At 43.2% G+C, this 25,880-nt stretch carries 24 protein-coding genes and 1 pseudogene; 10 read left to right on the plus strand and 15 right to left on the minus strand.

Features of this window, described 5'->3' with window-relative positions:
- The 3 genes from V7K21_RS24000 to V7K21_RS24010 all read left to right on the plus strand — a co-directional run.
- Positions 1-670, plus strand: a 670-nt coding sequence (locus V7K21_RS24000; RefSeq protein WP_335177676.1) for a hypothetical protein, incomplete at its 5' end; no start/stop codon positions are given.
- A gap of 130 nt (positions 671-800) precedes the next feature.
- A complete protein-coding gene (locus V7K21_RS24005; protein WP_335177677.1) occupies positions 801-1,076 on the plus strand; it encodes a hypothetical protein in 276 nt (91 codons plus the stop codon).
- A 38-nt stretch (positions 1,077-1,114) separates the two neighbouring features.
- On the plus strand, positions 1,115-2,152 hold the full coding sequence (locus V7K21_RS24010; RefSeq protein ID WP_335177678.1) for an isochorismatase: 1,038 nt from the start codon (positions 1,115-1,117) through the stop codon (positions 2,150-2,152).
- Positions 2,153-2,250: 98 nt separating this feature from the next.
- On the opposite strand, the gene V7K21_RS24015 is transcribed toward V7K21_RS24010, so the two are convergent.
- Positions 2,251-3,144 carry a LysM peptidoglycan-binding domain-containing M23 family metallopeptidase gene (locus V7K21_RS24015; protein WP_335177679.1) on the minus strand — a complete coding sequence of 298 codons (894 nt, stop codon included), beginning with the start codon at positions 3,142-3,144 and terminating at the stop codon, positions 2,251-2,253.
- Positions 3,145-3,369: 225 nt separating this feature from the next.
- Between V7K21_RS24015 and V7K21_RS24020 the strand changes: the two genes are divergently transcribed.
- The gene (locus tag V7K21_RS24020) at positions 3,370-4,578 is read left to right on the plus strand and encodes an HhoA/HhoB/HtrA family serine endopeptidase (RefSeq protein ID WP_335177680.1); all 1,209 of its coding nucleotides are present in this window, start codon (positions 3,370-3,372) and stop codon (positions 4,576-4,578) included.
- 332 nt (positions 4,579-4,910) lie between these two features.
- On the opposite strand, the gene V7K21_RS24025 is transcribed toward V7K21_RS24020, so the two are convergent.
- The 3 genes from V7K21_RS24025 to ispD all read right to left on the minus strand — a co-directional run bounded on the left by V7K21_RS24025 (position 4,911) and on the right by ispD (position 6,840).
- Positions 4,911-5,258 carry a DUF760 domain-containing protein gene (locus V7K21_RS24025; RefSeq protein WP_273764562.1) on the minus strand — a complete coding sequence of 116 codons (348 nt, stop codon included), beginning with the start codon at positions 5,256-5,258 and terminating at the stop codon, positions 4,911-4,913.
- Between the two features lie 142 nt (positions 5,259-5,400).
- Entirely contained in the window at positions 5,401-5,937 is a 537-nt protein-coding gene (scpB, locus tag V7K21_RS24030) for an SMC-Scp complex subunit ScpB (RefSeq protein WP_335078699.1), read from the minus strand.
- Between the two features lie 219 nt (positions 5,938-6,156).
- Entirely contained in the window at positions 6,157-6,840 is a 684-nt protein-coding gene (gene ispD, locus V7K21_RS24035; protein ID WP_335177681.1) for a 2-C-methyl-D-erythritol 4-phosphate cytidylyltransferase, read from the minus strand.
- A 69-nt stretch (positions 6,841-6,909) separates the two neighbouring features.
- Between ispD and V7K21_RS24040 the strand changes: the two genes are divergently transcribed.
- Positions 6,910-7,869, plus strand: coding sequence for a glycosyltransferase family 9 protein (locus tag V7K21_RS24040; RefSeq protein ID WP_335177683.1), 960 nt, complete (start codon positions 6,910-6,912; stop codon positions 7,867-7,869).
- 294 nt (positions 7,870-8,163) lie between these two features.
- Here V7K21_RS24040 and V7K21_RS24045 read toward each other — a convergent pair whose 3' ends face one another.
- A complete protein-coding gene (locus V7K21_RS24045; RefSeq protein ID WP_335177685.1) occupies positions 8,164-9,078 on the minus strand; it encodes an aromatic alcohol reductase in 915 nt (304 codons plus the stop codon).
- Positions 9,079-9,162: 84 nt separating this feature from the next.
- Positions 9,163-9,633, minus strand: coding sequence for a CRR6 family NdhI maturation factor (locus V7K21_RS24050; protein ID WP_334721327.1), 471 nt, complete (start codon positions 9,631-9,633; stop codon positions 9,163-9,165).
- A gap of 264 nt (positions 9,634-9,897) precedes the next feature.
- Between V7K21_RS24050 and V7K21_RS24055 the strand changes: the two genes are divergently transcribed.
- Both V7K21_RS24055 and V7K21_RS24060 read left to right on the plus strand, forming a co-directional pair.
- A complete protein-coding gene (locus tag V7K21_RS24055; protein WP_335177687.1) occupies positions 9,898-10,239 on the plus strand; it encodes a hypothetical protein in 342 nt (113 codons plus the stop codon).
- A gap of 553 nt (positions 10,240-10,792) precedes the next feature.
- Positions 10,793-11,239: a Fur family transcriptional regulator gene (locus tag V7K21_RS24060; protein ID WP_335177689.1), complete on the plus strand. Its 447-nt coding sequence runs from the start codon at positions 10,793-10,795 to the stop codon at positions 11,237-11,239.
- Positions 11,240-12,475: 1,236 nt separating this feature from the next.
- Here V7K21_RS24060 and V7K21_RS24065 read toward each other — a convergent pair.
- The gene (locus tag V7K21_RS24065; protein WP_335177690.1) at positions 12,476-12,640 is read right to left on the minus strand and encodes a hypothetical protein; all 165 of its coding nucleotides are present in this window, start codon (positions 12,638-12,640) and stop codon (positions 12,476-12,478) included.
- 472 nt (positions 12,641-13,112) lie between these two features.
- On the opposite strand from V7K21_RS24065, the gene V7K21_RS24070 reads away from it, so the two are divergent.
- Positions 13,113-14,867: a DUF3685 domain-containing protein gene (locus tag V7K21_RS24070; protein ID WP_335177692.1), complete on the plus strand. Its 1,755-nt coding sequence runs from the start codon at positions 13,113-13,115 to the stop codon at positions 14,865-14,867.
- 153 nt (positions 14,868-15,020) lie between these two features.
- Positions 15,021-15,731 carry a diacylglycerol/polyprenol kinase family protein gene (locus V7K21_RS24075; protein WP_335177694.1) on the plus strand — a complete coding sequence of 237 codons (711 nt, stop codon included), beginning with the start codon at positions 15,021-15,023 and terminating at the stop codon, positions 15,729-15,731.
- 153 nt (positions 15,732-15,884) lie between these two features.
- Here the strand turns inward: V7K21_RS24075 and V7K21_RS24080 are convergent, their stop codons facing one another.
- The 7 genes and pseudogenes from V7K21_RS24080 to V7K21_RS24110 form a co-directional block, all read right to left on the minus strand.
- The gene (locus V7K21_RS24080) at positions 15,885-17,339 is read right to left on the minus strand and encodes a dihydrolipoyl dehydrogenase family protein (RefSeq protein WP_335177696.1); all 1,455 of its coding nucleotides are present in this window, start codon (positions 17,337-17,339) and stop codon (positions 15,885-15,887) included.
- A gap of 293 nt (positions 17,340-17,632) precedes the next feature.
- On the minus strand, positions 17,633-18,760 hold the full coding sequence (cobD, locus tag V7K21_RS24085; protein ID WP_335177698.1) for a threonine-phosphate decarboxylase CobD: 1,128 nt from the start codon (positions 18,758-18,760) through the stop codon (positions 17,633-17,635).
- Positions 18,761-18,786: 26 nt separating this feature from the next.
- Entirely contained in the window at positions 18,787-19,071 is a 285-nt protein-coding gene (locus V7K21_RS24090) for an HU family DNA-binding protein (protein ID WP_103137906.1), read from the minus strand.
- Between the two features lie 665 nt (positions 19,072-19,736).
- Positions 19,737-19,832, minus strand: a pseudogene (locus V7K21_RS24095) (Uma2 family endonuclease); the annotation flags it as partial.
- Between the two features lie 320 nt (positions 19,833-20,152).
- Positions 20,153-22,576: an AMIN domain-containing protein gene (locus V7K21_RS24100; protein WP_335177699.1), complete on the minus strand. Its 2,424-nt coding sequence runs from the start codon at positions 22,574-22,576 to the stop codon at positions 20,153-20,155.
- A gap of 138 nt (positions 22,577-22,714) precedes the next feature.
- Positions 22,715-23,491, minus strand: a complete 777-nt coding sequence (locus V7K21_RS24105) for a pilus assembly protein PilO (RefSeq protein WP_335177701.1) — start codon at positions 23,489-23,491, stop codon at positions 22,715-22,717.
- Entirely contained in the window at positions 23,488-24,264 is a 777-nt protein-coding gene (locus V7K21_RS24110) for a PilN domain-containing protein (protein ID WP_335177703.1), read from the minus strand. The genes V7K21_RS24105 and V7K21_RS24110 overlap by 4 nt, the downstream gene beginning before the upstream one ends.
- Before the next feature lie 52 nt (positions 24,265-24,316).
- Between V7K21_RS24110 and V7K21_RS24115 the strand changes: the two genes are divergently transcribed.
- Positions 24,317-24,460, plus strand: coding sequence for a hypothetical protein (locus V7K21_RS24115; protein WP_335177705.1), 144 nt, complete (start codon positions 24,317-24,319; stop codon positions 24,458-24,460).
- Between the two features lie 230 nt (positions 24,461-24,690).
- Here the strand turns inward: V7K21_RS24115 and pilM are convergent, their stop codons facing one another.
- Complete coding sequence (pilM, locus tag V7K21_RS24120; RefSeq protein WP_335177707.1) at positions 24,691-25,797, minus strand: type IV pilus biogenesis protein PilM; 1,107 nt, start codon at positions 25,795-25,797, stop codon at positions 24,691-24,693.
- Positions 25,798-25,880: the final 83 nt, after the last annotated feature.

Here is a 25,880-nt window from a genome sequence, read left to right on the forward strand (position 1 = left end):
GCACTCGATTGCAATTACTTTACCGTATTTGCTGTGCTGTTTCTTAAATCCTTTACTAGTAAGCCTTTCAAGACTTAACGGGAAAAGTCAGGTAGCGGAACAAGCAAAAAACCCTGATACATATGAAACATCATTCTTGAACAATGATAAAGCTCACATACTTCAGTTTCACATGGGGCAAGTTGTCCTTGAAAAGCGATGCGGGTGCGGCAGACCAATGTTTTTACAACATAAAAATCGCCCTGACGGCAGTTTATTAATGTTAAATGACTTTTTCTGGTCGTGTATTGGCTATTACAATCATGCAAATACCCAATGTAGAGGTATACAGAAATTTTCTACGCAGGATATTGGTTTAATGCACAAAGCAAATGTCTTTGAACTTAAGTTATCAAATGCCGAGCTAAGTCAGAGCTTTACACCTAAACATATCCAAATTACAGTAGTTGATCGTGTAACACAGCATTTGAAAGTAGAAAATAGCAATGTGCTATGCCCCATACATCATATGCCTATGGTCTTACGTGAAAAACGCAATCACTCAGATGTTGTTATAGATATGTTTTACCTGCAATGTCCGCATTTTGGATATCAGCAGCTTGTTAAATTAAAGTCAGCCGCACAAATTGCTGCATTTTTGCATGGTAAAGAAGGACGGGGAGTATTGTAGTAAAAACTTTTTTTTATGTCGTCTTTTTATGTCGTCAATGCAATACCAATGCTACAGCTTGATTTATTGTTCGCTACGAAAATTAGCTGAATATTAGTAACACAGTATTCTTAGTGGTGATGAACTGACAGTGCCGCAGGTATTATATAGACATTTGCCACTACCAGCTAAATTAGACTTATCACCAAATGCTTTAACTCCTATGCTAGAAAAAACATCTATATTCCAGAAAGCCATAGAAGCAGTTGTAACGTTAGATCCAGAAGCTCAGGCTATTCTTGTAGATATTATCCAAAAGCGCCTCAAACAACAGCGACGGGATGACTTATTAAAAGAAATCGTGCAAGCAGAGAGGGATTATGCTCAGGTGATGACGTTTACTAAATTCACCATTATTTTTAACTAAGGCAAGCCTAATAATTAAAAAATAAGTACAGATTTTAAATGAATACCCAAACAACAACCCAATTACCAATTCCCCCACACTTTAACCCTGAAGGAGTGGGCGAAGTCTGGCGTGTACCTTACCAAGAACGTGCCGCCCAAGCTGAAATCTGGGCAAAACAACATGATATCAAACCTGCATCTTTAGATAAAACTCGCATTTGCTTACTATTAATTGATGTCCAAAATACCTTCTGCATCCCCGATTTTGAATTATTTGTAGGTGGAAAATCTGGGAATGGGGCGGTGGATGATAATGTCAGATTATGTGAGTTTATTTATCGCAACTTGGGAGTGATTACCAAAATTGTACCCACCTTAGATACGCACACAGCAACACAAATTTTTCATCCCATCTTTTGGGTGAACGCCGCCGGAGAACATCCCACCCCAGCAGCAACTAGCATCACACCAGCAGATATTCAACAAGGTATCTGGAAAGTTAACCCAGCAGTTGCTAACAGTGTTACTGATGGGGATTATAAATTATTAGAAAAACACGCTTACCATTACCTTAAGCAACTTAGTCAAGACGGTAAATATCCCCTTACTGTTTGGCCTTATCATTCTATGTTGGGCGGTATCGGCCATGCTCTAGTCTCATCGGTAGAAGAAGCGATATTTTTCTACGGCATTGCTCGTCAAAGTCAGACGCAATTTGAAATCAAAGGTGAAAATCCTTTAACAGAAAACTATTCCATCTTACGCCCAGAAGTGTTAGAAGATTTTGAGCAGCGTCCACTTGCTCAAAAGAACACGCACCTGATTCAGCAACTTTTAGAATTTGATGCAGTAATTATTGGTGGTCAAGCCAAAAGTCATTGCGTCGCTTGGACAATTGACGATTTATTAACAGAAATTAAACAACTAGATGCTAGCCTTGCTCAAAAAATCTATCTCTTAGAAGATTGCACTTCTCCTGTTGTTGTTCCCGGTATTGTGGACTACACAGAACAGGCAGATGCGGCATTTGCAAGGTTTGCAGAGGCAGGAATGCACATCGTAAAATCTAGCGAAAATATAGCATCCTTTTTTTAACGCAAAGGATTGTAAAGGTTTGGTAGAGGAACACAGAGATTTCTTCTGCGTTCCTACCCTGCAAGAAGGCGAAGCGCCTATGCGTTTCAAAACGAACCTTATTTCTTCAAATAACCCTTTGGATCTTCTGCTACCCAACCCAAAGATGAGCTAGAACGCACTTCAAAATGGAGATGCGGTTGGCTGGAACTTGGTTGTCCACTAGTGCCTACTGTTCCCAGTAAGTCTCCTTTTTTCACTTGCTGACCGACAGTAACTTTGATACTGTCAAGCTGGGCATAGCGGCTTTGGAGTCCGCCACTGTGGTTAATAATGACCAACTTGCCATAAGTACCTTGCTCATTAGCAAAGACTACGGTTCCAGGAGCGATCGCCAGCACATTAGTACCCATTGCTGCTAATAAGTCAACACCACTATGAAAGAAAACTTGACCTGTCGCAGGATTAATTTGCCAGCCATAAGCTAATGCTACAGTTGCTACTTGTGCCAAAGGATATCCAGACAGAGATGCACGGTTTGGCGTTCCTGTATCAGTAGGTAAAACGGACTTCGTTACAACACCATTGGGCGACCAATTTACCCCCGGAACAAACACAATTCTGGGGTCTTGTTGGCAACCATTCACCTCAAAAAGGCTATCAGCACGAACTTTGTATTTTGCCGCCACTTGTCGCCAAGTTTCACCGCGAGGCACTTCGACTACAACCCCATTGTAGGGAGGAATTTGAAGTACACTACCAACGACTGCGATCGCACCGTTCTGCAAAGCTGGATTCATGCCGATAATAGTTGTAGGAATGAGATTGTAGCGCTGCGCTATGCTCTCCAAAGTTTCGCCACGAACAACTTTATGGCGTTGGAAGCGAGATAGGGCTGGAGTTGGGCAACCACCTACAGCAGCATTAGCACTGTTAGTGTTTGGCACTATGGATACTAGGCCTAAGGCGCTAACTAAGCAACAGAGAAACAGTTGACGAAAGGGTAAAATCATGTATACAGGTCAGGAGCGCATTAACTTTAGATTTTAGATGGGAAGTGTGGAGAGTGGGGAGATGAGGGAGCAGGGGAAGCAGGGGGAGATGAGGAGGACAATACAGACAGGGAGAATAACTAATGCCCAATCCCCAATTCCTTATAAATTGATCTGTCCACTTACCGTTAGCTTGACTACACTTAGAAATTAGCAACTGCATTGCTGTCCTTAAGCAGAATGATTATGAAGTTATCTTTAAAGCAACTGGGCGTTTATGTATTTTTACTGGTGTTCGGCTGTGGTGCAGGTTTGTTTGGGAGTCGCTATCTCTTGCTACAAAATCCCTCGTTCCAACAGTTAAGAAATGTGACAATGGCTTTGCCTCCAGAATCCATAGTTCCAAATTCTCCTAACGCAGCTATTGGGGCTACTGGGGGCGAGAATGTGAATTTTATTGCGACGGCAGTACAAAAAGTTGGCCCGGCTGTGGTGCGAATTAATGCCACCCGCAAAGTAGCCAATCCGATCTCTGACGCTTTGAAAAATCCCCTCTTGCGGCGATTCTTTGGAGAGGATGAACAACCAATTCCTCAAGAGCGTATTGAGCGCGGTACAGGATCGGGATTTATTTTGAGCGAAGATGGAGAATTACTCACCAACGCTCATGTGGTAGCAGATACAGATACAGTACTAGTAACCCTCAAAGATGGGCGGAGTCTAGAGGGGAAGGTGGTAGGAGTTGATTCTGTGACAGATATCGCAGTGGTGAAAATAAAAGCGAATCATTTACCGACAGTGAAGCTGGGCAATTCGCAAAACTTAATACCAGGAGAATGGGCGATCGCTATTGGCAATCCTCTGGGTTTAGATAATACTGTCACTATTGGCATCATCAGCGCTACAGATCGTACCAGCACTCAGGTAGGTATCCCAGATAAACGAGTCAGCTTTATCCAAACTGATGCCGCAATTAACCCTGGTAATTCTGGTGGCCCCTTGTTAAACGCTCAAGGCGAAGTGATTGGTGTTAACACTGCCATCCGCGCTGATGCTCAAGGACTCGGTTTCGCCATTCCCATTGAAACCGCCGCCCGCATCGCCAATGAACTTTTTACCAAAGGGCGTGTGGAACATCCCTTCTTGGGTATTGAAATGGCAGACCTTTCTCCGATCAGAAAACAGCAGATTAATCAAGAAAATCAATTGAACATTCAGCAGGACGCTGGAATTGTGATTAGAGGAGTTACAGACGATTCCCCAGCCAAGCGCGGAGGACTGTTTCCTGGAGACGTGATTCAAAAAGTTAACGGTAAACCAGTCAAAACTTCAGCCCAAGTTCAGAAGTTGGTAGAGGCCAGCAAAGTTGGGGACATTTTAGTGATCGAAGTCAACCGCAGCGGTAAAATTCAAACTTTTAAAGTGCAATCAGGTGCTTATCCTGAAAGGAAGTAGTCAAGGTAATTCGTAATTGATAAGTAACGCTCGTTCCGACGCTCAATTACTCGCTCTAAGCGAATGCAAACGGCATCTCTAAGAGTTGCCATGCCGTTGGCGAACGCGAACAGCGTCTCCCCTTAGGAGAAGAGAAGGCTTTACGCTGCGCTATTGCTACCGCAATGCTTTCGTAATTCGTAGTTGTAATCAGTGCTTGCTCTGTACCCTCACTGTCTTGTCGACCACAAAATTAGAGATTTTGGTGGTAGCTGCGTACCCTCTTAATTACGAATTACGAATTAGTAATTATTTGGTCAATAGTCTCAGAATGTTTGACTACTGACTATTGATTATTGACCATTAGACAAATGCTCTAACTGCATTCTTTGTTCCATCTGGCGCAGAAAATACCCTGTCATCATGGCCGACGCTAAAAGCCCTGCTAAGTTCTCCCGATCTGTAGTGATTTGCACATTGAAATTTTCTACAGGGAGCATTCCCACTAGCCCTTGGACATTTTGGGAGATGATTTGTTTAATTTCAGGGCTGGCGGACTGAGCAATCCTCGCTAAAACATCAGGAGACTGATGCTGTAGATATTTGAGTAACTGATTGGGGTATTCCTCAGAGTGGTCGGAAAGAAGTTGATTAGGGTGTTCCTCAGAGTTGTCATTCAAAAAGTCAGGATTAAACACCATTGGCAGTTTTATTTAGCTTAATTGCTAACTCTACTTTAAACCATTGTACAAGGGTAGCGCATTCACTACGGGTATAAGCCTTTAAAAGCAGAGGGCATTGGGGATTGGGAATGGGGCATATCAGTTATTCTCCTCATCCCCCTTATCCCTCTACTCCCTTCAGTTCTAGTTCTAGTTCTAGTTGTTCTTCTTTCTGGCTGGTGGAAAGTATTTGCGGGAGTTGCTCAATTTGGAAATACTGGTGAAATTTTGGCGTTACTTGGAGCGAGTAGGAGCGAGAATCACTGTCTCGGCGCTTTCGGATGAAACCAAGTTCGACGAGTTCTGGAACGTGTTGATATACTCCTGAACCGCGCAGGTTAATCAAGTCGCTCTGGAGTATGGGACTATTGAGGGCGATCGCTGCCAAAGTCCGCAATGCACCTACTCCCAATTCTACTGGTATCATCGTTTGCACTAAATCATGAAAGTCAGACCGTAGTTGCAAACTGTAACCATCTGGGGTTTCTATTACCTCTAAAGCGCTATCTCGGTGGGCATAGTTGTCCATTAGTTCAATTATGCCTTCTTTGACAGTGGCGCGATCGCACGCGGCATACTCGGCGATTTCGCCGAGCGACAAGGGTTTACCCTTTAAATAGAGAATTGCTTCTATCTTCGTCGCTGTGGCTATAATCATTTAATCATCAGTCACTTGTACTGAGCGTTGCCGTTGGCGTAGCCTCTGGTAGAGAAGTATTGGTCATTAGTTACTAGTCATTAGCAGATGACAACTAACAATCAACAAGTGTGTGGCATTATATCCTAAATTATCAAAATTATTGTTGAAACTTTCAAATAGGGCATGGGGCATGGGAAAAAACCTAGAGAAAGTTTCCCCTTTACCTGTTCATTTTCATTAAAAGCCTCTACTTGTGAGAATAAATTCTGCGATCGCTAAATCTTGTGGAGTAGTCACTTTTAAATTTGTCTCCTCTCCCTCGACAATTCGGACTTCAATACCGCACCTTTCAAACAAAGCGGCATCGTCAGTTACTTCCCAACCTTGACGGACACCTTCAGCATGGCACTGTTTCAACAACCTGACATCAAATCCTTGGGGAGTTTGTGCCGCCCACAATTGTCGTCTGTCGGGTGTTTCTTGAATTATGCCTTGTTGATCGACAACTTTGATCGTATCTTTGACGGGTACACCAGCAATTAAACCGGGACAGTGGCGAATCGCCTCAGCACAAGAGTTAAATAAATCTGATGTAACAAGGCATCTGGCCCCATCATGAATCAACACTTGTCCTGCGGCTACTGGGAGAGACTGCAAGCCATTGTAAACAGATTGTTGACGGGTGGAGCCACCTTGAATCAATTCCACTGGTTTAGTCAGCTTCAGATCGGCAATAATTGCTTTCAAGTCAGACCAGTCACCAGGCTGGGAAATAATCCCGATCCAATTGATTGTACTTGCGGCTTCTGCGGCTAATAGAGTCCAAGCAATAATTGGTTGCGATCGCAGTTTCAGTAGGAGTTTATTGCGGTTACTCCCCATTCTTTTTCCGATTCCCGCAGCTGGAATTAGTAAATACACAGAATTCCTCAATCTTTAAGCTATATATTTTCCCCTAAAATAGGGAGCGAGTAAGCGTCAATAAATATTATGCGAGTAGTAGCCCTTGTACCTGGCGGAATTGGCGACCAAATTCTCTTCTTTCCGACTCTAGATGACCTGAAGCGCCATTACCCTAACGCTCAGATAGATGTCTTTGTTGAACCCCGGTCAAAGGCTGCCTACCGAGTGAGCAAGTCAGTTCACGAGGTGCTGAACTTTGATTTTCAAGACCGTAACAGTCTGGCAGATTGGGGTAACCTGGTAGGCATAATTCGCGATCGCGAATACGATGTTGTCATTGCTGTGAAGCAAAGTTGGTTGCTGGGTCTTTTGCTCTGGTTGACAGGAATTCCCATACGCATTGGCTACCAAGGCAAAGGTTCGGTTTTTCTGAGCCATACTGTGCCATTCAAACCATCCCAGTATGCGGCGGCAGTATATCATGATTTGCTCCAACCATTGGAAATAAATAGCCCTGTCCCAGAGTTAGCAGTAAATGTGCCAAAACCAGATATTGAGTGGGCACAAAAGGAACAAAAACGCTTAGGGGTGCATGAAACAGGCTATATCTTGATTCATGGCGGTTCTGGCCAGTTATCCCAGGCTAAAGAATCGGATAAAATCTACCCTGTTGAGAAGTGGCATCAAATTATTCAAGCCTTCCAACATAAGCAGCCGGATCTGCCTGTGGTGGTTATTAAGGGACTTGATGATCAGCAGTTTATGCGATCGCTTCTGGAGTCTTCTCCAGATATCAAGGTGACTGCCCCAGATGATATTGGCAAGTTAACTGCTATAATTGCCGGGGCTAATTTGATGTTGTCTACTGATAGTGCGGCACTACAACTGAGCGTTGCAGTCCAAACCTATACTATCGCCCTATTTGGGCCCAGCGATCCAGCTAAGTTGTTGCCGAAAAACGATAAATTCCTGGCCATTGAATCCCCCACGGGAAAAACGGCGGATGTTTCACCAAACGCAGTTTTGGAGAAAATTTGGGGTGGCTAAACCAGCAGTTTGTCCCAATTTCTGCAATCAGTCTATTGGATATCCAATGTAGTTATACGTTTATTAAATGACCGCAAAACTGGACATGACGGCTAGATTTTGCGGTCATTCAGTATTAAAAAATGCGTTAGAAAACTAGATTTTTCTCTGCATTTATGCCCCAGAGGACTAAATCCATGTCCCATTAGTAATTTGTAAAGAAATAATTGATGGTTAAAGATTGTTCGTAGTTTGCGTTTTAGCGAAGACAGGGCAAACTACGAACCTATCAAATCATTGACCGTAACCATGCACTCATCTCTTTAAATTCTCCCTTGACCACCTCTCAACATCCACAACCTCCTTCCCATCCTTCCAATTAAAGCTTTTCTCCAAATCCCAACTCACACCCCTCCCTTGTGCAAACACGACCCTATACTTCTTGAGCGAATTCTCTGGATCTTTCGCCAACTCCCTCTTTAAAAACTCCACACTCCACTTTTCCCTCCTCACCTCCCTACCCAGAACGCTCTCCACAATATCCGCCACCCGCCCATACGTCACTGTATCTCCAGCCGTAAACACTACCTCATTCCTGAACCTCGGATTCTCCATAAAGACAATTTCCGCTGTCAGTGCCCCTATATCCTCTGGTGTTGTCACCGTTACAGCCGTCTCCCAGCTTCCTAGCGCTCGCACAACGGATTCATCTAAATCAACAACTCCAAAGGATCTCTCAAAGAGAAAACTCGTAAATATCCCCGTAGACACTATCACCCATTCCGTTTTGCTTTGGCCTCGCAATAAATCTCGTACGTCTAATTGCACGTCGAATAAATCTTGGGCTGAACCTCGGCCAATAACATCATAATCTACCCCAAATTGCCACGGTAAATACCTCGCCACGCCCGCATCTAGGACTGCATGGGCGATTTTCAATTGAATACTACTTCCGGTTACAAAGCCCACACAACTAATGACAGTATGATAGGGTTTGAAAAGGGCAGATAAGTCGGAACTAGAGCTGTTAACAACATCTCCAGGGAGAAACCTGATGCCAAGAGCTTTCAGTTTGTCTAATTCGGTCTGCTTTGTCCGTGTGCTGGGAGAGTTTATTGTGCTTTGGCGGAGGAGAACGGTGATGGTTGTGTCTGTTGGGGCGAGTCGTGCGAGATTGTGCAGCATAGAGAGGCCAAGTTCGCCTGCGCCGAGGACGAGGATGGAGGTCATGACTAATGAATAGGAGGGTAACGTTTTATCTCAAGCAATCCACGATTTAAATACAGTAGTCGTTGCACTTAGCGATTTAGCGATTTAAAATATCTCAAAAAAAGCATCATCTAATTCATAACCCAGCATTTGGGCCATAGACTTCAGCCGCGATAGGCTGGGGATGCCCTGTTGTTTGAGCCAATCACCTAAAATAAAGATTTTATGCATCAAAAATATTTCTAAGGCTTCAGGATTGTACTGAATGCCTTCTTGAGAACTGAACTGATGTGGTACAAGCATGGCAGCATAACGAACAAACTCTCCAGCTTTCCAATCTAGTAAAAATGCTAACCAGGGGTATTTGGCATCTAGGCGCACAAACCACAGCCGCACCTCTGGAATTTCTGAGAGTTCCCGTGGATCGCCAGGTTCGAGATCGTATTTGATATCAAAACGTAGCTGCTGTTCATGGGATGCTACCCCAGCTTGCAGCAGTTGTTCAATCACCGTTGACGCAGGCGACAGATCCAGATTGTTAATGAAGTCATTATTGAGTGCGATCGCGATTGTCATTGATTCAGCAGTCACTTTCTTGATGCTCAACTGTAGGATCGACAATCTACAGTAGCAGCTTTCAGGGATTGACGCTAGATTGACCTTCACTCACTTTGACTTTGTTCTTTAAGTAGTTGAATTTACAATCGAGGATTGTGATGACTCTGACTTTTCGCGTTAAATCTCTTAAGATCGCTCGCTGCCAGTCGTCTCTACCAGACCAAAGTAGAACACAGAGGTCGTGCAATTTTAACCAGCCTCGCCACAAGACCTGGATGCCAGTTGGTGTTTTGCTTCGATGTTCACAATCTCGGCACGGTAGAAATTAGATGTATAGATAGCAACTACCCTTTAGTAATTTTAGCTGTAATTACACTGCTTGAGAAGGCGGCTGATCGAGTCAGGCATGAGAAGTTAACAGTTACACCAGCGAAAGAAATGCAGATATTTGAAGTAGTTGGCGATCGCCTATATGTACCAGATTTTGAATATCTATCAGGTGAATTGCTCTACACCTCAGCTACAGAGGGAGTTAAAAACCCCAAAGTTAAGGCTTATGTTGATTCAATTTTGCAGTTTGCGAGCGCTCCGGGTGGCGAAGGAGCATTAAGTGCATCTTTATAGCGAATTGGTATGAAACTTTTTTGCTGACCTATATAAGGTTTATACACAAGTCTAACCTTCTCAAACTTAATTTGATACTTTTGTTTAGTTTTCACTTGTTACAATAAATATACATCTAGTGGCAAGCCTTGATATGAACTGCTAGCGATGCCTGCGGCGGGCTACGCCTACGCAATTTACGTGTAGCGGATTTGGCTACACTTAAATATTACTTTTATAATTACAATAATTATTTATATTTAAATAAAAATTGATACACCATTAACATAGTATGTGATTATAATTAGCCTACTTGGAAAAGGCAACGCCTGTCCCAAGGTGGACATTTACAGCAATTTTAAGTTAAAGTTGTAATGAGTTTGTTTTAGATAAAGGTCTGACAAAGTAGCCGTCAATAACCAAAAAAATCATTATCACCACCTGTTACTTCTGTAGCATCAAAAGCCAAAACACAAATACAGGTAAAAAAGCGCTGTGCAATATCATTGCATATATTAAATAATCAATAAACGTTGAAATGTGAAAATTTTCTTAACAGTTTACAAGCTGTAATATGCAAAAGCAAACAATTCATACAAAACCAATTCGTTCCCTAGAAGATGCCCTTGAGCAGTGTCAAATCCTAGGTATGCGCGTTAGTCGTCAGCGTCGCTTTATTCTGGAATTACTTTGGCAAGCAAATGAACATCTTTCTGCTAGAGAGATTTATGATCGCTTGAACCAACAAGGCAAAGAAATCGGTCATACGTCTGTTTATCAAAATTTAGAAGCATTATCTAGTCAGAGCATCATTGAGTGTATTGAACGCTGTGATGGGCGTTTATACGGTAATATCAGTGACTCTCACAGTCATGTTAACTGTATAGATACAAATCAAATTCTTGATGTTCATGTGGAACTGCCAGAAGATTTTATCCGCAAAATTGAAGAACAAACAGGAGTACGGATTACTGACTACAGTATTAACTTTTTTGGCTACCGCAATCCGCAAGAAAGCTGATGAGAGTTAAGAAGTGGGAGACGCGATTAATCGCGTCTGTACAGGAGTTAGGAATTAAAATTCTAGATTCTAGCTTTCCTAGCTAATAAAACCTAATAACCATTAGTCTCATCAATGGGGTTATTACCAAAAACTGTCTCGTCATCATCGGTATGATCATCTAAATCTACTGGTAATAATTGTGCCTTCGCAGCTTTCAATTAGTCTGCTCGTAGGGAATTTGTTCCTCTGCTCAAGATTGTTTTCTAAATCCCGAAATTTAAAGTAAAACCCTGGTAAATTATTATAGCGGTGGTCAATTGCATAGAATACACACCTAACAAGAACAGCCCATTAAGCGCTTATGATCGCACTTGCGTTAGAATCGCTAAGACTATTGTATAGTAAGCATTTCGCCTTTACGGATAAATCTATAAGCTACCAGAGTCAAAAAAGAATTGAAGAAATCGCTCTTTTAAATTCATAGCAGTGAAACTTCTAGGAAACGCTGGAGAGTGGCAAAGATATATACTAGATATGCTTATCTGAGTCAAAGCAGTGTGAGTCTTTACTGAGGTGCTCCAGATGGGATACTACTTTTTATTAATCGAACTTGACTTATATGGATGTAACCTTCTTGATGATGACCGCAAGTATAAGTATGATACCACTTTCCCTCAGGATAAATATCTATAGTCTTTACTGAGGTTATCCTACAAAGAACTCTACTATTGGTATTGGGTTTCACCCTGACATTTGATGGTGGGTCGAAAACAATACCCTTTGCAAATTTTTGGGCGTTAGCTAAAGGTGTTTTTAGAAACAAGGACATGACACTTATTAAAGTAATATTAGTACCAGAAAATACTATATGTTGAATTGTTTTCTTCATATGTTTACCAATTTTTTAAGGTGATTGATAGCGCATTCTATTTCTAACTTGAGAAACAATCTAGAACTTACACATTAACAAAAATTTACCTTGAAGCTAAATTAGTGCCCTGGCGGTGAATTGTTTATTGAGTTTCAGTATTATTTTTAGCTTTTGTAAATAACTTGTTTACGTTATTTAACCATCAATACTCTATGGGTTAACAATCATAAATCTGGAATTCTGATACCAAACTTTACATCATTAATTATACTATTGATTTACTGAGTTTAGCACTGCAACTAGCGCCCAACACAGTGGCTCCTCCTTTTAGGAGAAAGGAATGGAAGTGAGATCAGAGTGTATTGCATTCAAACAAGCGATCGCTATAGATTCCTCAGCCAAATTAATTTGATCACTTGCAAGTGCAATATTTTGAGAGTGTAATCTTGCATCTGCTCAAGTAAATCTTGGGGATGATAACCAGCGAGTAAATTAGCGAGCGCTTTTGGAGTTTGGTGGATATGAGCCGATTTTGAGCGCAGTAGCATCGTCTTGATCCCAGCAATTGGATAGCCCAACAACCATCAACTCAGGCGATGATAAATTTCCCATAACAGATAAGACTTTTAAGTATTAGCAGCTAACTGCAATAGGTCATCATCTAGCAGTCCGTCGCAGTACAAAATGCTCAACAAATGCAGCATTAGGGGTTGATGGACAAGGGCAGATAATTCTCTTAACTTCGATTGGCTGGCAAATAAGCCTGTGTGTTTTCAGAATGTAAAGAAATTTTGAGCGTTCGCCCCACTGGAAATCCTCTGATTTGATTGATTGCGATATAGGGTTCTATCAACCAGTGCCGAATACTCAGGTTCATTTAATTACACAGTGACGGCTGCCTATGGCAACTATGATCAATTTATCAATTTGCGAAAACAGGTAACAATGGGGAAGACAAAGTTTTGTATCAAAGCTGTTTTCTGATTGGTAAAAAACAGTGCTTGGGTAATTGAGTAGAGTATGAGCGATCGCCCTTTAAAATTATTGTTAATCGACCAAGACCCTATTTTTCGTCTGGGATTACGGGTAGCTCTGGAAGCAATTACTAACCTGCAAGTTACAGGAGTGGTAGAAACTGATACTGCTGCCTTGCAAATTTTAGCAGAAATTGCCCAAGAAGACCCTAACCAGGTAAATTTGGTGGTTTTGGAATTCGGTAATGGCCGCTCCACTAGTCAGCAGCTAGGTTTACAATTCTGTCGGCAACTCAGAGCCTTATATCCCAACCTGCCAATTTTACTGCTCAGTTCTGTTCAAGAACAAGGACTACTATTGGCTGCGAAATCTGTTGGTATTAATGGCTACTGTCCTAAAGGCACACCACTTCCTGAGTTAGTCGCCGCCATGCAAGAAGTTGCAGATGGCGGTTCCTATTGGTTTCAGGACACGGAAGCAATAATCACTCCTAATCCCCAAAGGGGGCCGCGAGTTCCTCACTCCCCACTTCCCTTTTTTAGACTGCGAAATAATTTACGTTTGTCAGGAATTGCTTACATTGACGCTACCCTAGCCACAGTAACAGCACAATTACAAGTTCCCGGACTACCAGTACTAGATCGAGCAATTTTGGCTGGACAGCGGCGAGAACTGCTAGCGGCTCGTTGGTTAATAAATCGGTTGTTGGTTTCATTACAAGAAAGGCAAGAGGAAGATATCCCCATTGCGGATCAGCCGCCTCTGGTTCTTTCATTGAGTAGTGCCATTCAACAAAGGCAAACTGTGTCACCTTTACTTAGTCCGGGAACACTACAATCTGAGTTGTTTGCATCTTGCGTAACCAAGCTTCAATTTTCTTTACGAAATGTCACTGATATCCCTTTAGAAATTGACATCTTTCGTGAAGATAAAAAACGGGAATTACTTTATCTTATCCTGCAAAAATTGGCTGAACAATTGGATGAACTGCGTGCTTCTCAAATAGAGATAAATCAATTATATGAGGTAAAATTTATCCTATTACGTGATTTATGGCAAGCAGCAATCACAGATTTTTTTGGAAAATTTTCTCGAATACAATTAGAAAATCAAAATATAGAAATTGTTAATTTTTTGCTCCAAAATACAGAGGTTGTGCAAAGAGATATTCTCAATAGAATTCCCCTATATTGTGAGTTTTATTCTTATCTGCTATTTCAAACAGAATTAAACATTGATAATACTTCTTATCCAGTAGTGAGCGCTGAAGCCAAGTCTCAAGCATTAATGATTTTAGAGAACTTGTTGATTCAGGTAGCGAATGGCGTAGTGCAACCACTACTAAACTCTTTAGCAGATGTAGAAGCGATTAAGAAAAAATTTTATGGGCGGCAATTAATTTCCACACGAGAGATTGAACGATTTAGAAATGATTTATCGTGGAAATATCGTTTAACTAATTATATAAATGAGCCAAAAGCAGTTTTTGAAAGCCGCTATGAGCTATTTGTAATTGCCCCTCGTGGCATTGCCAATACTTCAGTTTATGCTCCTCGAAATCAGGAGCTAGTAAAACTTTCTAATATTCCTTTAGTAGTGACGTTACTCATAGAATTTAGTGATGCGATCACACCGCGTTTAAAATCACTATTAGCTTTTTTAGGTAGTGGTATAGTCTTCATCCTCACCCAAGTAATTGGTCAGGGTTTAGGTTTAATCGGTCGTGGTATTCTTCAAGGTATTGGTAGTGTTTCGTTAGTACAAAAGAACTTTAAACGAAATAGCGATCGGTCTAAATGAAGAAGCAGGGAAAGGAGTACTATTGATAATTGACTAATGCCCCATGCCCAATACAACTTTTGCAGAGGCTGCGCTCTAAGCGTAGCTATGCCGCAGGCTTTACGACGCCGCTCAGGACAAGCTCAGTACAAGCGCCCAATCTCCCTATGACAAATGACTAACAATGATTTTATCGGGCTAGCAATTTCTTATGTTTACGCGATTAGTCTGCTTGTGATTGGCGAGGGACTGCGTAGGCTGTTTGCTGTAAAGCCGGATTTGACTCGCAAAGTGATCCATATTGGTGCAGGGATGTGGGTCTTTGGCGTCCTGCTGCTGTTTAAGCATTGGGAAATCGGAATTATACCTTTTGCTACCTTTATCGGACTTAACTACCTGTTTTACCGCTACCGAATCATCGGCGCAATGGATACCCAGGATAGCTCACCTGGCACAGTTTATTTCGTTATCTCAGTGACACTGCTTTTCGGGCTACTGTGGCGACCAAATGGGCCAGTAGATAGCGCTCCAATCGCTATAGCCGGGGTAATGGCGATGACCTGGGGGGATGCACTAGCAGCATTAATCGGTAGACGCTTCGGGCAGCATAAATACCAAGTGGGAAATTCTGTGCGTTCCTGGGAAGGTTCAGCAGCAATGTTTGTAGCGAGTACAGTAGTTATTTTCTTAGTGCTGTTGCTGCTACCTGGTTCGTCACTGAGTCCCCTAGCAAAACCTTTTAGTTTGGGATGGACTTTGTTGACGGCGGTAATAACTGCTACTTTTGCCACCCTAGCAGAGGCAGTTTCACCCCACGGTACAGATAACCTCAGCGTGCCTCTGGTAGCGGCAGGAGTGGTATGGGTTTTGATGCAGGGCTTTTAAACCAACTTCCGAGTTCAGAGGCTCAACGTCCGAGTTCAAAGGCTCAACTTCCAAGTTCAGAGGCTCAACGTCCGAGTTCAAAGGCTCAACTTCCAAGTTCAGAGGCTCAACGTCCGAGTTCAAAGGCTCAACTCCAAACTTCTAACTCCCCACTCATAAATTCCAATTGCGACGAAAATGAAAGAAGCCTTCTAAAAACTCTTGCAAAGCAATATTGCTATTTAACTTTTGCTTACTCCACTCTCTTGCCGTTTGTTCCAGAATTTCTGAGAAACTGGGATAGACAGGAGATAGATTTGCTAAATCTTTGACTTTAATTTTTTGAGACATTGCCAAGGCAATCAAATTAATCAACTCTCCAGCTTCTGCCCCAAATATCGAAGCTCCCAAAATTTCACCGTTGCCTAGCACAATTAATTTACACATACCAGTGGTTTCGTCCCGAAGTTGGGCTGCTGCCACTGTTTTAAAATATTGTCGCAGAACTAAAATTTCATCTCGACCAAATTGGCGTTTTGCCTGCGCCTCTGTCAAACCCACTTGCGCCACCATCGGTACAGAAAACATTGCCCAAGGAATAGAGTGATAATTTACTTTTAACCTGGGGAAAAAGAGTGCATTGTTCAGGGCAATTTTTGCTTCATAATTAGCGATATTGGCAAAGTCGTAACCACCAATTACATCACCACAAGCGTAAATGCGGTGGTTAGTAGTTTGTAGTTTATCATTCACTACTAAGCTACGCCGATGCCATTTCACCCCTACCGTTGCCAAATTTAGAAATTCAAAATTCGGCTGTTGTCCAGTCGCCACCAGAATTTCATCAGTTTCAATGGCTTTATCTCCTGCTTGAATCCACTTTTTATCCTCAATTAGCCTCACCTGAGTTACTGGTTTATCAGTGAGGACGCACACACCTTCAACTTCCAACTGTGCCTGAAGCAGTATGGCTATCTCAGGGTCAAGATGGGGTAAAACATAGGGATGCTTGACTACCAGCGTCACACTGCAACCAAACCGCGCTAAAGTTTGAGCGATTTCAATGCTTTGGGGAATCCCGCCAATAACTACCCAATTTTTGGGTAATGTCGCTCCCTTTAAGGATTGCCAAATATTAGATAGGGTAAAGTAGCCAGTGGCTTGCAATCCTTCAATCTCTGGAATTTCTGGACGCGAACCACTGGCCAGCAAATAGGTACGGGCGCGTAGTAGGCGATTGTTAACAGCAAAAGCCAGTTGGGGTGAAGATTGAAATTGACCACTACCAACGATGACATCTACCCCCAGCGCGGCTAGGATGGCTGGAGAATGCTGTTCTTTGAGATTTGAGGCGATGCATTGAGCATACAGCATTGCCTCTTGCCATGCCATAGATATGTGGCATTCTTCTGAGGTATCAGTGTGTGTAGCATGAATACCAAAACTAGTGGCATCATTCAACTTCTGCGCCAGTTTACCGATTTCGGTAAGAGCATGGTGAGCAGTAAACCCGTAGTCTACTTTGGGTTCCACCAGGGCAACTGTAGCACGTAGTTGGGTGGCAGCAAGGGCAGCGTAGTATCCAGCAAGACTGCCACCAATAATTACAACATCATAGTCAACGGTCACGCGAATTTAAAGTTAGGAATTAGGAATTAGGAATTAGGAGTTAGGAGTACAGACGCGATTAATCGCGTCTGTACAGGAGTTAGAAGCTAGGAGTTAAAACCCTTCTTATAGGGTTTCTGCGTTAAGTTCAATACAGACCTAACAACAACAGCCCCTTCCCTGCAAGAAAAGGGGAGTAAGATTCAAAGCCTTTCTCCTTTTAGGAGAGAGGAATGGAAGTGAGGTCAGAGTATATTGCATACAAACGATCGCTCGCTACAAACTCATAACTCATAACTTATAACTTATAACTCTTAACTCTCTTTTAGCGCTGTTAGTAAGCGTTGGTTATCGGACTCTTCACGTACAGCAACCCGGAAAAAGCGATCGCCTAGTTCTTTAAAACTAAGGCAATCGCGGATTAAAATCTGGTGATGATGGAGTAATTGTTGCTGTAAGTGCGAAGTAGACTGTTGGGACTCAACTAGTAAAAAGTTAGCAGCACTTGCTTGGGGTTGCAATCCTGGGATTTCAGCTAAACCCTGAAAGAGTTGGTTTCGTGCAGGTGGTAGCCATACCCAGGTTTGCTGTTGAAACTCCGTATCCTGGAGTGCCGCAATTGCTGCCGCCGCCGCTAATGTGTTTACGGGCCAGGGGTCACGCCATAGCTGCCATTTAGCTAGGCAGTCAGGGTGTGCGATCGCATATCCCAATCGCAGTCCTGGGAGACTGTAAAATTTGGTCAGCGATCGCAATACTACTAAATTTGCATATTCCTGCACCACCCCAATCAGGCTTTGTTCATCATTAGGCGGCACAAAATCCATAAATGCTTCATCCACCACAACCAAAGCAAATTGCTCCAGGTAGGGCAAAATAGAGTCCCGCGAAAATAGTTTTCCGGTTGGGTTGTGGGGGTTGTTTAGCAGTAAGGCGCAGTCAGTAGAACTAAGTCCTGAGTGCTGAGTCTTGAGTAGAGCTTTTAACTCAGCAACACCAGTTGCTACAACTTTAGGAAAGTTAGCAACGTACTGGCTCCTCAGAACTGGTTGCTCAGAACCAATCAGCGGACACTCCAGCACTTTAGCGTTGTATGCCCTCAGGGTTCGGTAGTAGTCGCCAAAGGCTGGAGTGATTAAAATTGTCGCAGCTAATTGAGCTAATTCCCTACCTACTAAAGTGAGTAATTCTGCGGAGCCGTTACCCGGCAGAACCCACTCAGGCGGCAATTGATGGAAGTGACTGAGAGCTAGTCTCAGTTCACTATAGTTGGGGTCTGGATAGTGCTTAAGATTACCAATTTGGGACAGGATAGCAGCGATCGCGCTGTTTGGAGGCCCCAACGGGCTGATACTAGCAGAAAAATCCAGAATAGCGTCAGGGGGACAGCCAGCCAGTGCTGCTGCCCAGGCTAAATTTCCCCCGTGTGCAGGTTGCCGCATTAAAAAAGGGTTCCAGAAGATAGAACCTATGATTTTGGGGGTGCTACCTTTTCTCTAAACAGTTTTCCTGCCGAGAAAGCAGGAACCCTCGTCGCTGGAATTTCCATTTTTTCATTTGTTTTCGGGTTGCGACCTTCGCGGGCTTTACGTTCCCGTGATTCAAATGAGCCAAATCCTACCAGTGTTACCTTATCACCAGAGGAAACTGCTTCAATAATCGTTTCCAAAGCGGCAGTTAAGACTGCATCCGCTTGTTTTTTGGTAACACTAGCCTTTTCAGCTACGGCATCAACTAATTCACCTTTGTTCATGTCAAACTCCTGAAGGTTTACTTGAGATTTTTTACGGATGTACTTTGGTACATCTGTACTAAATTTTTGTTCGCAGAAATACAAAAATCATCCTTTGGGAGTATTTTTACTCAAAATGGCTGTACATCCCATCGGCTCGACTTTTCAATGAATCATTCTAAGGTGTTGTAGCCTGATGTGGATAGATGAAACCATTAATTTATATAGATTTCGGGATGTTTTGTCATTTTAGGGTACTTGTTTCACTAAAAACCACCCAAAAACTAGGAATAAATACTTATTAAACCTGTGTAGGCGCAGCCCGCCGCAGGCATCGCCAAAGTAACAGGGGAGTGGGAAGGTGGGAGATGGTTAGTATTTGTTGAGATTAATTAAGGATTTGAAGAGTTATTGAAAATCGAAGCCTCAGATCCCCGACTTCTTTAAGAAATCCGGGATCTTGTTGACTTTTCACCTCATCTGGAAAAATCAAAGCCTCTCCCTGTCCTGACTTTAATCCCTCTCCTTACCGAGGAGAGGGACTGGTTTTCTTGAGCTATTCGATAAACCATAAATTGTGTCCACAGAGACTTGTGTGAACACAGTAGGCATTACTACGGGAGATGTTTGGCGATAATGTGCCGGATATGGTTTTACTTTTCCCTAGCATAAATTTTCTGTTGCACCTAAGCCCGAAAAGCACGGGTAGTAGCAATTTCCCCATTCTTCTTCGCTTCTTGGATAAACTGAGGAATCTCCTTGACCAACACAGGCGCAAAAGTACTGCGATCGCTCTGCAACAAAATCTCACCATTGTCTCAGCCGATCGCGATTTACAACGTATTCAAAAAGTCAGAACATTATCTGTTGAATCTTGGCTGACAAGCTGAAAAATTATGTTTTTTCAAATCATTGTTTCTTCTGCTTGACGTGGATTAAACGCCTCATATAGTGTCTGTCTAATTAGCTAAATACAAAAGACCTCTAAGAGGTTTAACTACGCAAAACCGTCCCTCTCCGAGTCGGAGAGGGACAGACTTGAACTAAAGTTCAAGGCAGGGAGAGGTTCGAGGATTTGAGCTAGAGGTGACTCACCTACCCATTATCTGCTAGGAATCTTCAAGCCCCGACGCTCAAGGATTTGCCGCACCTCTGGGCTAGGGGTGTAGTTATAGCCGTAGGAGGAGTTATCAGAGTCATCCATGATTTGAGGTGTGAGCAACACAATTACCTCATTGCGTTGGTTCTGTCTGTTTGTACTTCTAAACAGTGAACCAATCAGCGGAAGATCACCCAAGATGGGAATTTTAGAAACAGTTGTTCGGTCTGCGTCTTGAATAATGCCTGAGAGAATTAACGTCTGACCATCTCTTAAGCGAATCGAGCCAGAATTAAGAGAGCGTTCAGATACCAAGAATATTTGTTGACTACCACCTCCGCCAACATTGATGGTAGCTGGAGCTTGGGGTGCTTTGACAACAGGAGCTACTGAAAGAGAGACAAAACCGTTATCGTCAATCCGCTCAATTTTGACAGCTAAGGTTAAACCTACTCGGTCTTTTTCCGCTGAAATCGTTTCTGTAGCAAGATTTGTATCGCGAACTATTTCCCTTTTAATATTGCCTACCACTTCCTGAGTCAGGTTGACATTAGCGGTTTGACCTTCTTGCACAATTAAGGTCGGGTCTGTCAAAATCTTGGCGTTGCCATTTTGCACTTGAGCCTGCAAGCTAGCGAGAAGACGCTTAGGAAACTGGAATAAACTTGGCAAAGCTGTAGTAGCTGTACCAAGAGTACCTTGTGTAATACTCGATGTGCCATCGGCATTCCTTGTAATGATGTTATCGGTTGCTGGAGTGATATTAGAGAAACCTGGTTGTAGGGGGTTGCCAGTAGGCGCAATAGGTTGATAGAAAGTGCCACTTCCTGGGTTTGCAATTCTAGTAACGTTGCCATTTGCATCTACTACTACCGTACCTGGAGTAGTTCCTGGAATAGCTACGCTTGTGTTGGGGTTAACCAAAGGCGTTCCTGTAACGGGATTCTGAATGACAGGTGTACTAGTCACACTGGTTGATGCTTCAGCTCTTGTAGCTGGTCTCGAACCACCAAAATTTAAAGATGCTGCACCGCCATCATTTGTAAAGTAGTTGTTGCCAACCCCAAAAGAAAAGCTAGTGTTGTAGTCCTGGGTATTCAAGAGGTTAACATCGATAATCTTGACGTTGACTACAACTTGACGACGGCGGATATCAAGCTGAGTTAGTTGAGCCATCGCCATCTCAACTAGCCGGGGAGGGCCAATCAAGGTCAGAGAATTAGTACGCTCATCTCCTAATGCCTGTAAACCTCTCAGTAATGGGTTAGAGTCTGTAAAAGTAACGCGTTGAGTTTCAACTCTGGTTTCTGTGGTCGTCTGAGTTTGGGTGATAGGCGCAACTCCAGTACCCACGGGTACAGCATTAACGCTAGTAACTTGTCGTTCGCGGCTGACAGCACTTTCTGCTCCCAAGCCGACCAAAAAATTCAAAGCAACTCCGACTGTTACCTGATTGAGTCGCAGGCTACGCATAACCATGTCACGAGTGGAATTAGGTAGTTTAGGCCCTACAAAAATTGTGCGATTACTGCGGTTAGCTTCTAAACCACTCAAGCGCAAGACGTAGTTAAACACATCTTGCACTAGCTCATTTTCTATATCCAGGGAGATTGTTTGAGAGGTTGCCTGACTTCCAGCAGCAGCAGCTTGCTCACCTCCCACGTAAGCCAGGTTAAGATTAGCAGCACGGGCAAGGAGTGACAAAACCTCACGCACCGGCGCATCTCGCAGTACTAGGCGAGGTACACGTTCCTGAGTTCCTAAGTCAATGGCGCTAGGAGAAGCATCAGTATTGGAAATGGCAATATCTCCCACAGGTGGGGCAACAGCTCTCGGTAAGAAAGGTGGAGCCTGACTCACAGGTTGATCTGTCCCAGCAGCTTGTGCAGGTTTTCCGTCAATCGTGATTTCCGGGTTAGGAACTAGAACACCTGGCTTTTGACCCGGTTGGGCTGGAGTAGTAGCAGGCGGTGCTGTGGATGTTGGCGCTGTTGGCCTTGGTGCTGATGCTATAGTGCCTGCGGATGGGCTAAACCTGAGTGTAATTCCATTTGGCGATCGCACCACCGGTTGACTGCTAGGTACGTTGTTGCTGCCAGTTACCGTCACCCGGATGCTATTGGTATCAAGCTGACTAACCTCCACGGAGGCAATTCCTGGTGCTGGGCTATCTTGACGAAAACTATTGCCTTGTGGTAATCGTAATTGAGTATTGATAACATCTGCAACTAAAGCCTTACCTCTTTTTGTCGTGAAAACTTGGGGGCGTGACCCTGAAGAAGTTTTCAAAGCAACGCTAATTCCACCATTAACTGGATTTAACTGTACATTAGTAACTTGACTAATTTGTGCCCAAACTGGTTGAGCTGCCAAAAATACAAAAGCGGCAGTACCTAATAAAAAACTATTACCGTGAAGCTGTTTCACAGTTCATTCCTCACTTAATAAAACCTTGTTTACAAACAATTGTGAATAGTTAGGAGTGAGGAGTAAATAGTCAAGAATGATAACTCATAATTCCTAACTCCTGTACAGACGCGATTAATCGCGTCTCCTAACTCTTAACTACTTTTTCGGGGCAGTTTTAGCAGCAGCTGCCGCTGCCGCTGCTATTTCTTCTGGACTAAGTGGCATCAATATTTGTAACTGGAATGATGTATTAATCGCTGCTGGACCTACCTGCACAGGCGTTTTATCTAATGGGGATCTTGACTCTACTGGAGCCAAAGTTGCTTGATAATCTTTAATTATTAACAAAGGCTGTAAACGCTCAATGTTACGGATTATTGATTGCGTTTGTTCATAAGTTCCTGTAATTTCAACATTGATGCTGCTACGTTGCAGCTTGCCGTCAACCTGTAGTCCTAGACTTCCATCGATAATTGGTTCTGGTTTTTGAGAAACTGGTACAAATTTATTCAGTTTGGCTCTTACTGCATTTATAGAAGTTTGAGTATTGCCAGACTCAACTAAACGGTTCATATCTAACAGCAATGTATCCGAAGTTTTTTCGTTAGCAAATAAACTTAAAACTTGAACTTTTTGCTGTTTTGCCTGTGCTAGTTCGTTTTTAACTTGATCAATCTGTTTGATATTGGCTTTTTTTTGGGCAACTTGCGCTTGCAGTTCCGAGCTTTTTGCTTGCTGCTGCTGATAGGTTTCCCAAGCTGGCATCAACAGGTTTAAGAATATATAACCTGCTCCCGCCAAACCAATTACCCCCACCAAGATCCCAATAATTTTTGGTGTGAAGGCAATACCAAAGATCACGGGGGAGGCTGGCGTTGCCTGATCGAATTCCCCACCATGTTCGGCAAAATTTAAATCATCACTCAGCGTCATTTTGGAATGACTCCTGTTTGTTGCATACTACGAATTCGAGTCACTAACCCTACTGTGCCTTTTTTTTCCAACTCCCGGATCAGTTCCGAAGCTGGAACATCGCTCATACTCGATTGAATAGTGTATTTAACTACTTTAATTGGCTTAATTATTACACCCGTAGGAGGTGGACTCACACCTGGTGTTAACGGAGCATCTACTAACGTTGCGGTTACAATTCTGCTTTCTGTGGACTTTAAGAACTGAGATTGTTGTAAACTCAATAAGAAATCATTGACATCGTTAAAAGAACGAGCCAATCCGGTAATTTCTAATCCCCCGGCGGGATTGTTTGGTGGCTGACCTGCCACTACCGCAACGGGTGGGATTTGCTTAATGTTCTCGATTTGCACTGCTGCTGGGATGCGATCACGCAAATCTTGCAGCATTGCTGACCAAGGTCGAATCTGGTCAAATACAGTGACTAAAGCTTGGGTTTCCCCTTTAATTGCATTCGTCTCGGCTTTGATTTTGTTAATATTTCCTATTTCTGTATCTAATCTCTTGCTTTCTTGGTCAAGTTGTGCAATTTGACCATCTAATTCAACAATCTTCCCTTGCAAAAACCACCAACTAACTCCCAATAAAGCTGGAAGACCTACACCCACTGCAACTCCCACATATACTGGTGTTAAATTCCCCGTAGGCAGGTTTAGGGATATGCCTCGCTTTCTCTTAGGGTTTTCCTGGTATGCTGGGCGGTCTTTAAGAAAGTTAACATCCAAACTATACATTTTCTCACACCAACTAGAAATAAATATTATGGTTTGAGAATTCTCAAACTGCGTGAGTGTCAAAACAGACAATCCCTTCGGCTTGGTGCAGTCGCTGATGAAGAGCCACTGTGGTGGACGGGTTCCCCGGCATAAAGGAGGCAGTGCGCCCTTGCGGTTTCCCGACTTGTCCCTTGCGCGTTTCCCCTTCTCCTAAAGGGAGAGGCTAGCGCCAAGGGAGAAGCAACTGCCGTCAAGTGGCGTGGAAACCCCCAGACGCACTCTACGAGACGCTCTTGCTAGCAAGATCCCCGTAGGGGTACGCAGGCTTACTACTGTGCGCTATGCGCGGCATCGTCTCCCCGAATCACATTGGGAGAGGCTAACGCCAAGGGAGAAGACCGCGCTGCTTCACCAAAATTTAAAATCCAAAATCTAAAATTGGTATTACACCTCCCGCATTCCTAGACCAAGTACAATCGCCAAGCCAGAGCGTTGCACCTGTGGATATTTATCAGTGTCAACCTCCAAGGACAAAGCCCCGATTGGATCTATTTGGGTAGTTGGCAAGCTCAATCGTTGGGTAAAGAATTCATCTAGCTGTTGCAGTCCACCTCCTGGCCCAGCTAATAAAATCTGCGCTACCTCCAAATTTTCACTTTGATTAAGGTAAAAATCGATGGAACGGCGCAGTTCATCCGTTAATTCTCCCAATACTCTCAATATGGCTGCCATCCCAGGATCAAGTTCGGTCACGCCGGTTTTCCCACCGTCTATGGAAGTTGGGGGAATAATCATTCCGTGTAAGAGTTCCATATCTCGTGAAGTGGGTAAGCTCATTGTTCTTGCTAAGGCAGTTTGAATTTGATAAGTCCCGATTGGGACTGTGCGTGAAAATTGCGGCACTCCATTAACGATGATGGCTATTTCTGTACTGTCGAACTCTATATCAACTAATACTGCTGCTTCTTGCGGGCCAAACTGTCGCAATTGCTCACGAATAGTCCGAATCAGAGCAAAACTGTTAATTTCTAAAACATCGATTTCTAATCCTGCTTGCTGGAATGTACTTATATAGGTATCCGTTATCTCTTTGCGGGTGGCTACTAGGAGTACATGTACTTTTTCAATGCCATCTTCATCTACAAAGTACCCAAGTTTCTGATAATCTACATCAGCCTCTTCACGAGGATAGGGTAAATATAAACCTGCTTCATGGTTTAGCACCATTTCTCGCAGTTCTTTGTCATCTAACTCTGCTGGCACAGGGATGATCCGAACGATGGAATCTCGCCCTGGTACACCAGTGGCCACGCGAGAAGTTTTGATTTTGCTCTCAGCTAGCGCCTGCTGGATTAATTGCGCCATTGCTGCGGGGTCGGTGATTTGACCATCGGTAACTACGCCTTCTGGAACTGCTACTGATGTAAAGGTTTCTAGTTTCAAGACTTGACGCTGCTTGCGTAGCTGAACTACATTTACCCGTTCGGGAGCAAGTTCAATACCGACCCCTTTATTCGATTTGCCAAACAGACGATTGAAGCTTTGTACCACAGTTGTGCCCGCTGGACTACTAAATTGAAAATTTAAATGATACTAAAAACGGACTTGGTGCTAGAGTCATTAATGAAAAACCT

The organism is Nostoc sp., from assembly GCF_036919595.1.
Taxonomy (GTDB): Bacteria; Cyanobacteriota; Cyanobacteriia; order Cyanobacteriales; family Nostocaceae; genus Nostoc.

Bases quoted from the DNA above. Each gene is read 5' to 3' on its own strand.
- scpB (WP_335078699.1), bottom strand. From the start codon at position 5,937: ATGATTATAGCCACAGCGACGAAGATAGAAGCAATTCTCTATTTAAAG.
- cobD (WP_335177698.1), bottom strand. From the start codon at position 18,760: ATGCGGCAACCTGCACACGGGGGAAATTTAGCCTGGGCAGCAGCACTG.
- V7K21_RS24050 (WP_334721327.1), bottom strand. From the start codon at position 9,633: ATGACAATCGCGATCGCACTCAATAATGACTTCATTAACAATCTGGAT.
- V7K21_RS24070 (WP_335177692.1), top strand. From the start codon at position 13,113: ATGAGCGATCGCCCTTTAAAATTATTGTTAATCGACCAAGACCCTATT.
- V7K21_RS24045 (WP_335177685.1), bottom strand. From the start codon at position 9,078: ATGACCTCCATCCTCGTCCTCGGCGCAGGCGAACTTGGCCTCTCTATG.
- V7K21_RS24110 (WP_335177703.1), bottom strand. From the start codon at position 24,264: ATGTATAGTTTGGATGTTAACTTTCTTAAAGACCGCCCAGCATACCAG.
- V7K21_RS24090 (WP_103137906.1), bottom strand. From the start codon at position 19,071: ATGAACAAAGGTGAATTAGTTGATGCCGTAGCTGAAAAGGCTAGTGTT.
- V7K21_RS24020 (WP_335177680.1), top strand. From the start codon at position 3,370: ATGAAGTTATCTTTAAAGCAACTGGGCGTTTATGTATTTTTACTGGTG.
- V7K21_RS24015 (WP_335177679.1), bottom strand. From the start codon at position 3,144: ATGATTTTACCCTTTCGTCAACTGTTTCTCTGTTGCTTAGTTAGCGCC.
- V7K21_RS24105 (WP_335177701.1), bottom strand. From the start codon at position 23,491: ATGACGCTGAGTGATGATTTAAATTTTGCCGAACATGGTGGGGAATTC.
- V7K21_RS24065 (WP_335177690.1), bottom strand. From the start codon at position 12,640: ATGCTACTGCGCTCAAAATCGGCTCATATCCACCAAACTCCAAAAGCG.
- V7K21_RS24060 (WP_335177689.1), top strand. From the start codon at position 10,793: ATGCAAAAGCAAACAATTCATACAAAACCAATTCGTTCCCTAGAAGAT.
- V7K21_RS24040 (WP_335177683.1), top strand. From the start codon at position 6,910: ATGCGAGTAGTAGCCCTTGTACCTGGCGGAATTGGCGACCAAATTCTC.
- V7K21_RS24010 (WP_335177678.1), top strand. From the start codon at position 1,115: ATGAATACCCAAACAACAACCCAATTACCAATTCCCCCACACTTTAAC.
- V7K21_RS24075 (WP_335177694.1), top strand. From the start codon at position 15,021: ATGACTAACAATGATTTTATCGGGCTAGCAATTTCTTATGTTTACGCG.
- V7K21_RS24025 (WP_273764562.1), bottom strand. From the start codon at position 5,258: ATGGTGTTTAATCCTGACTTTTTGAATGACAACTCTGAGGAACACCCT.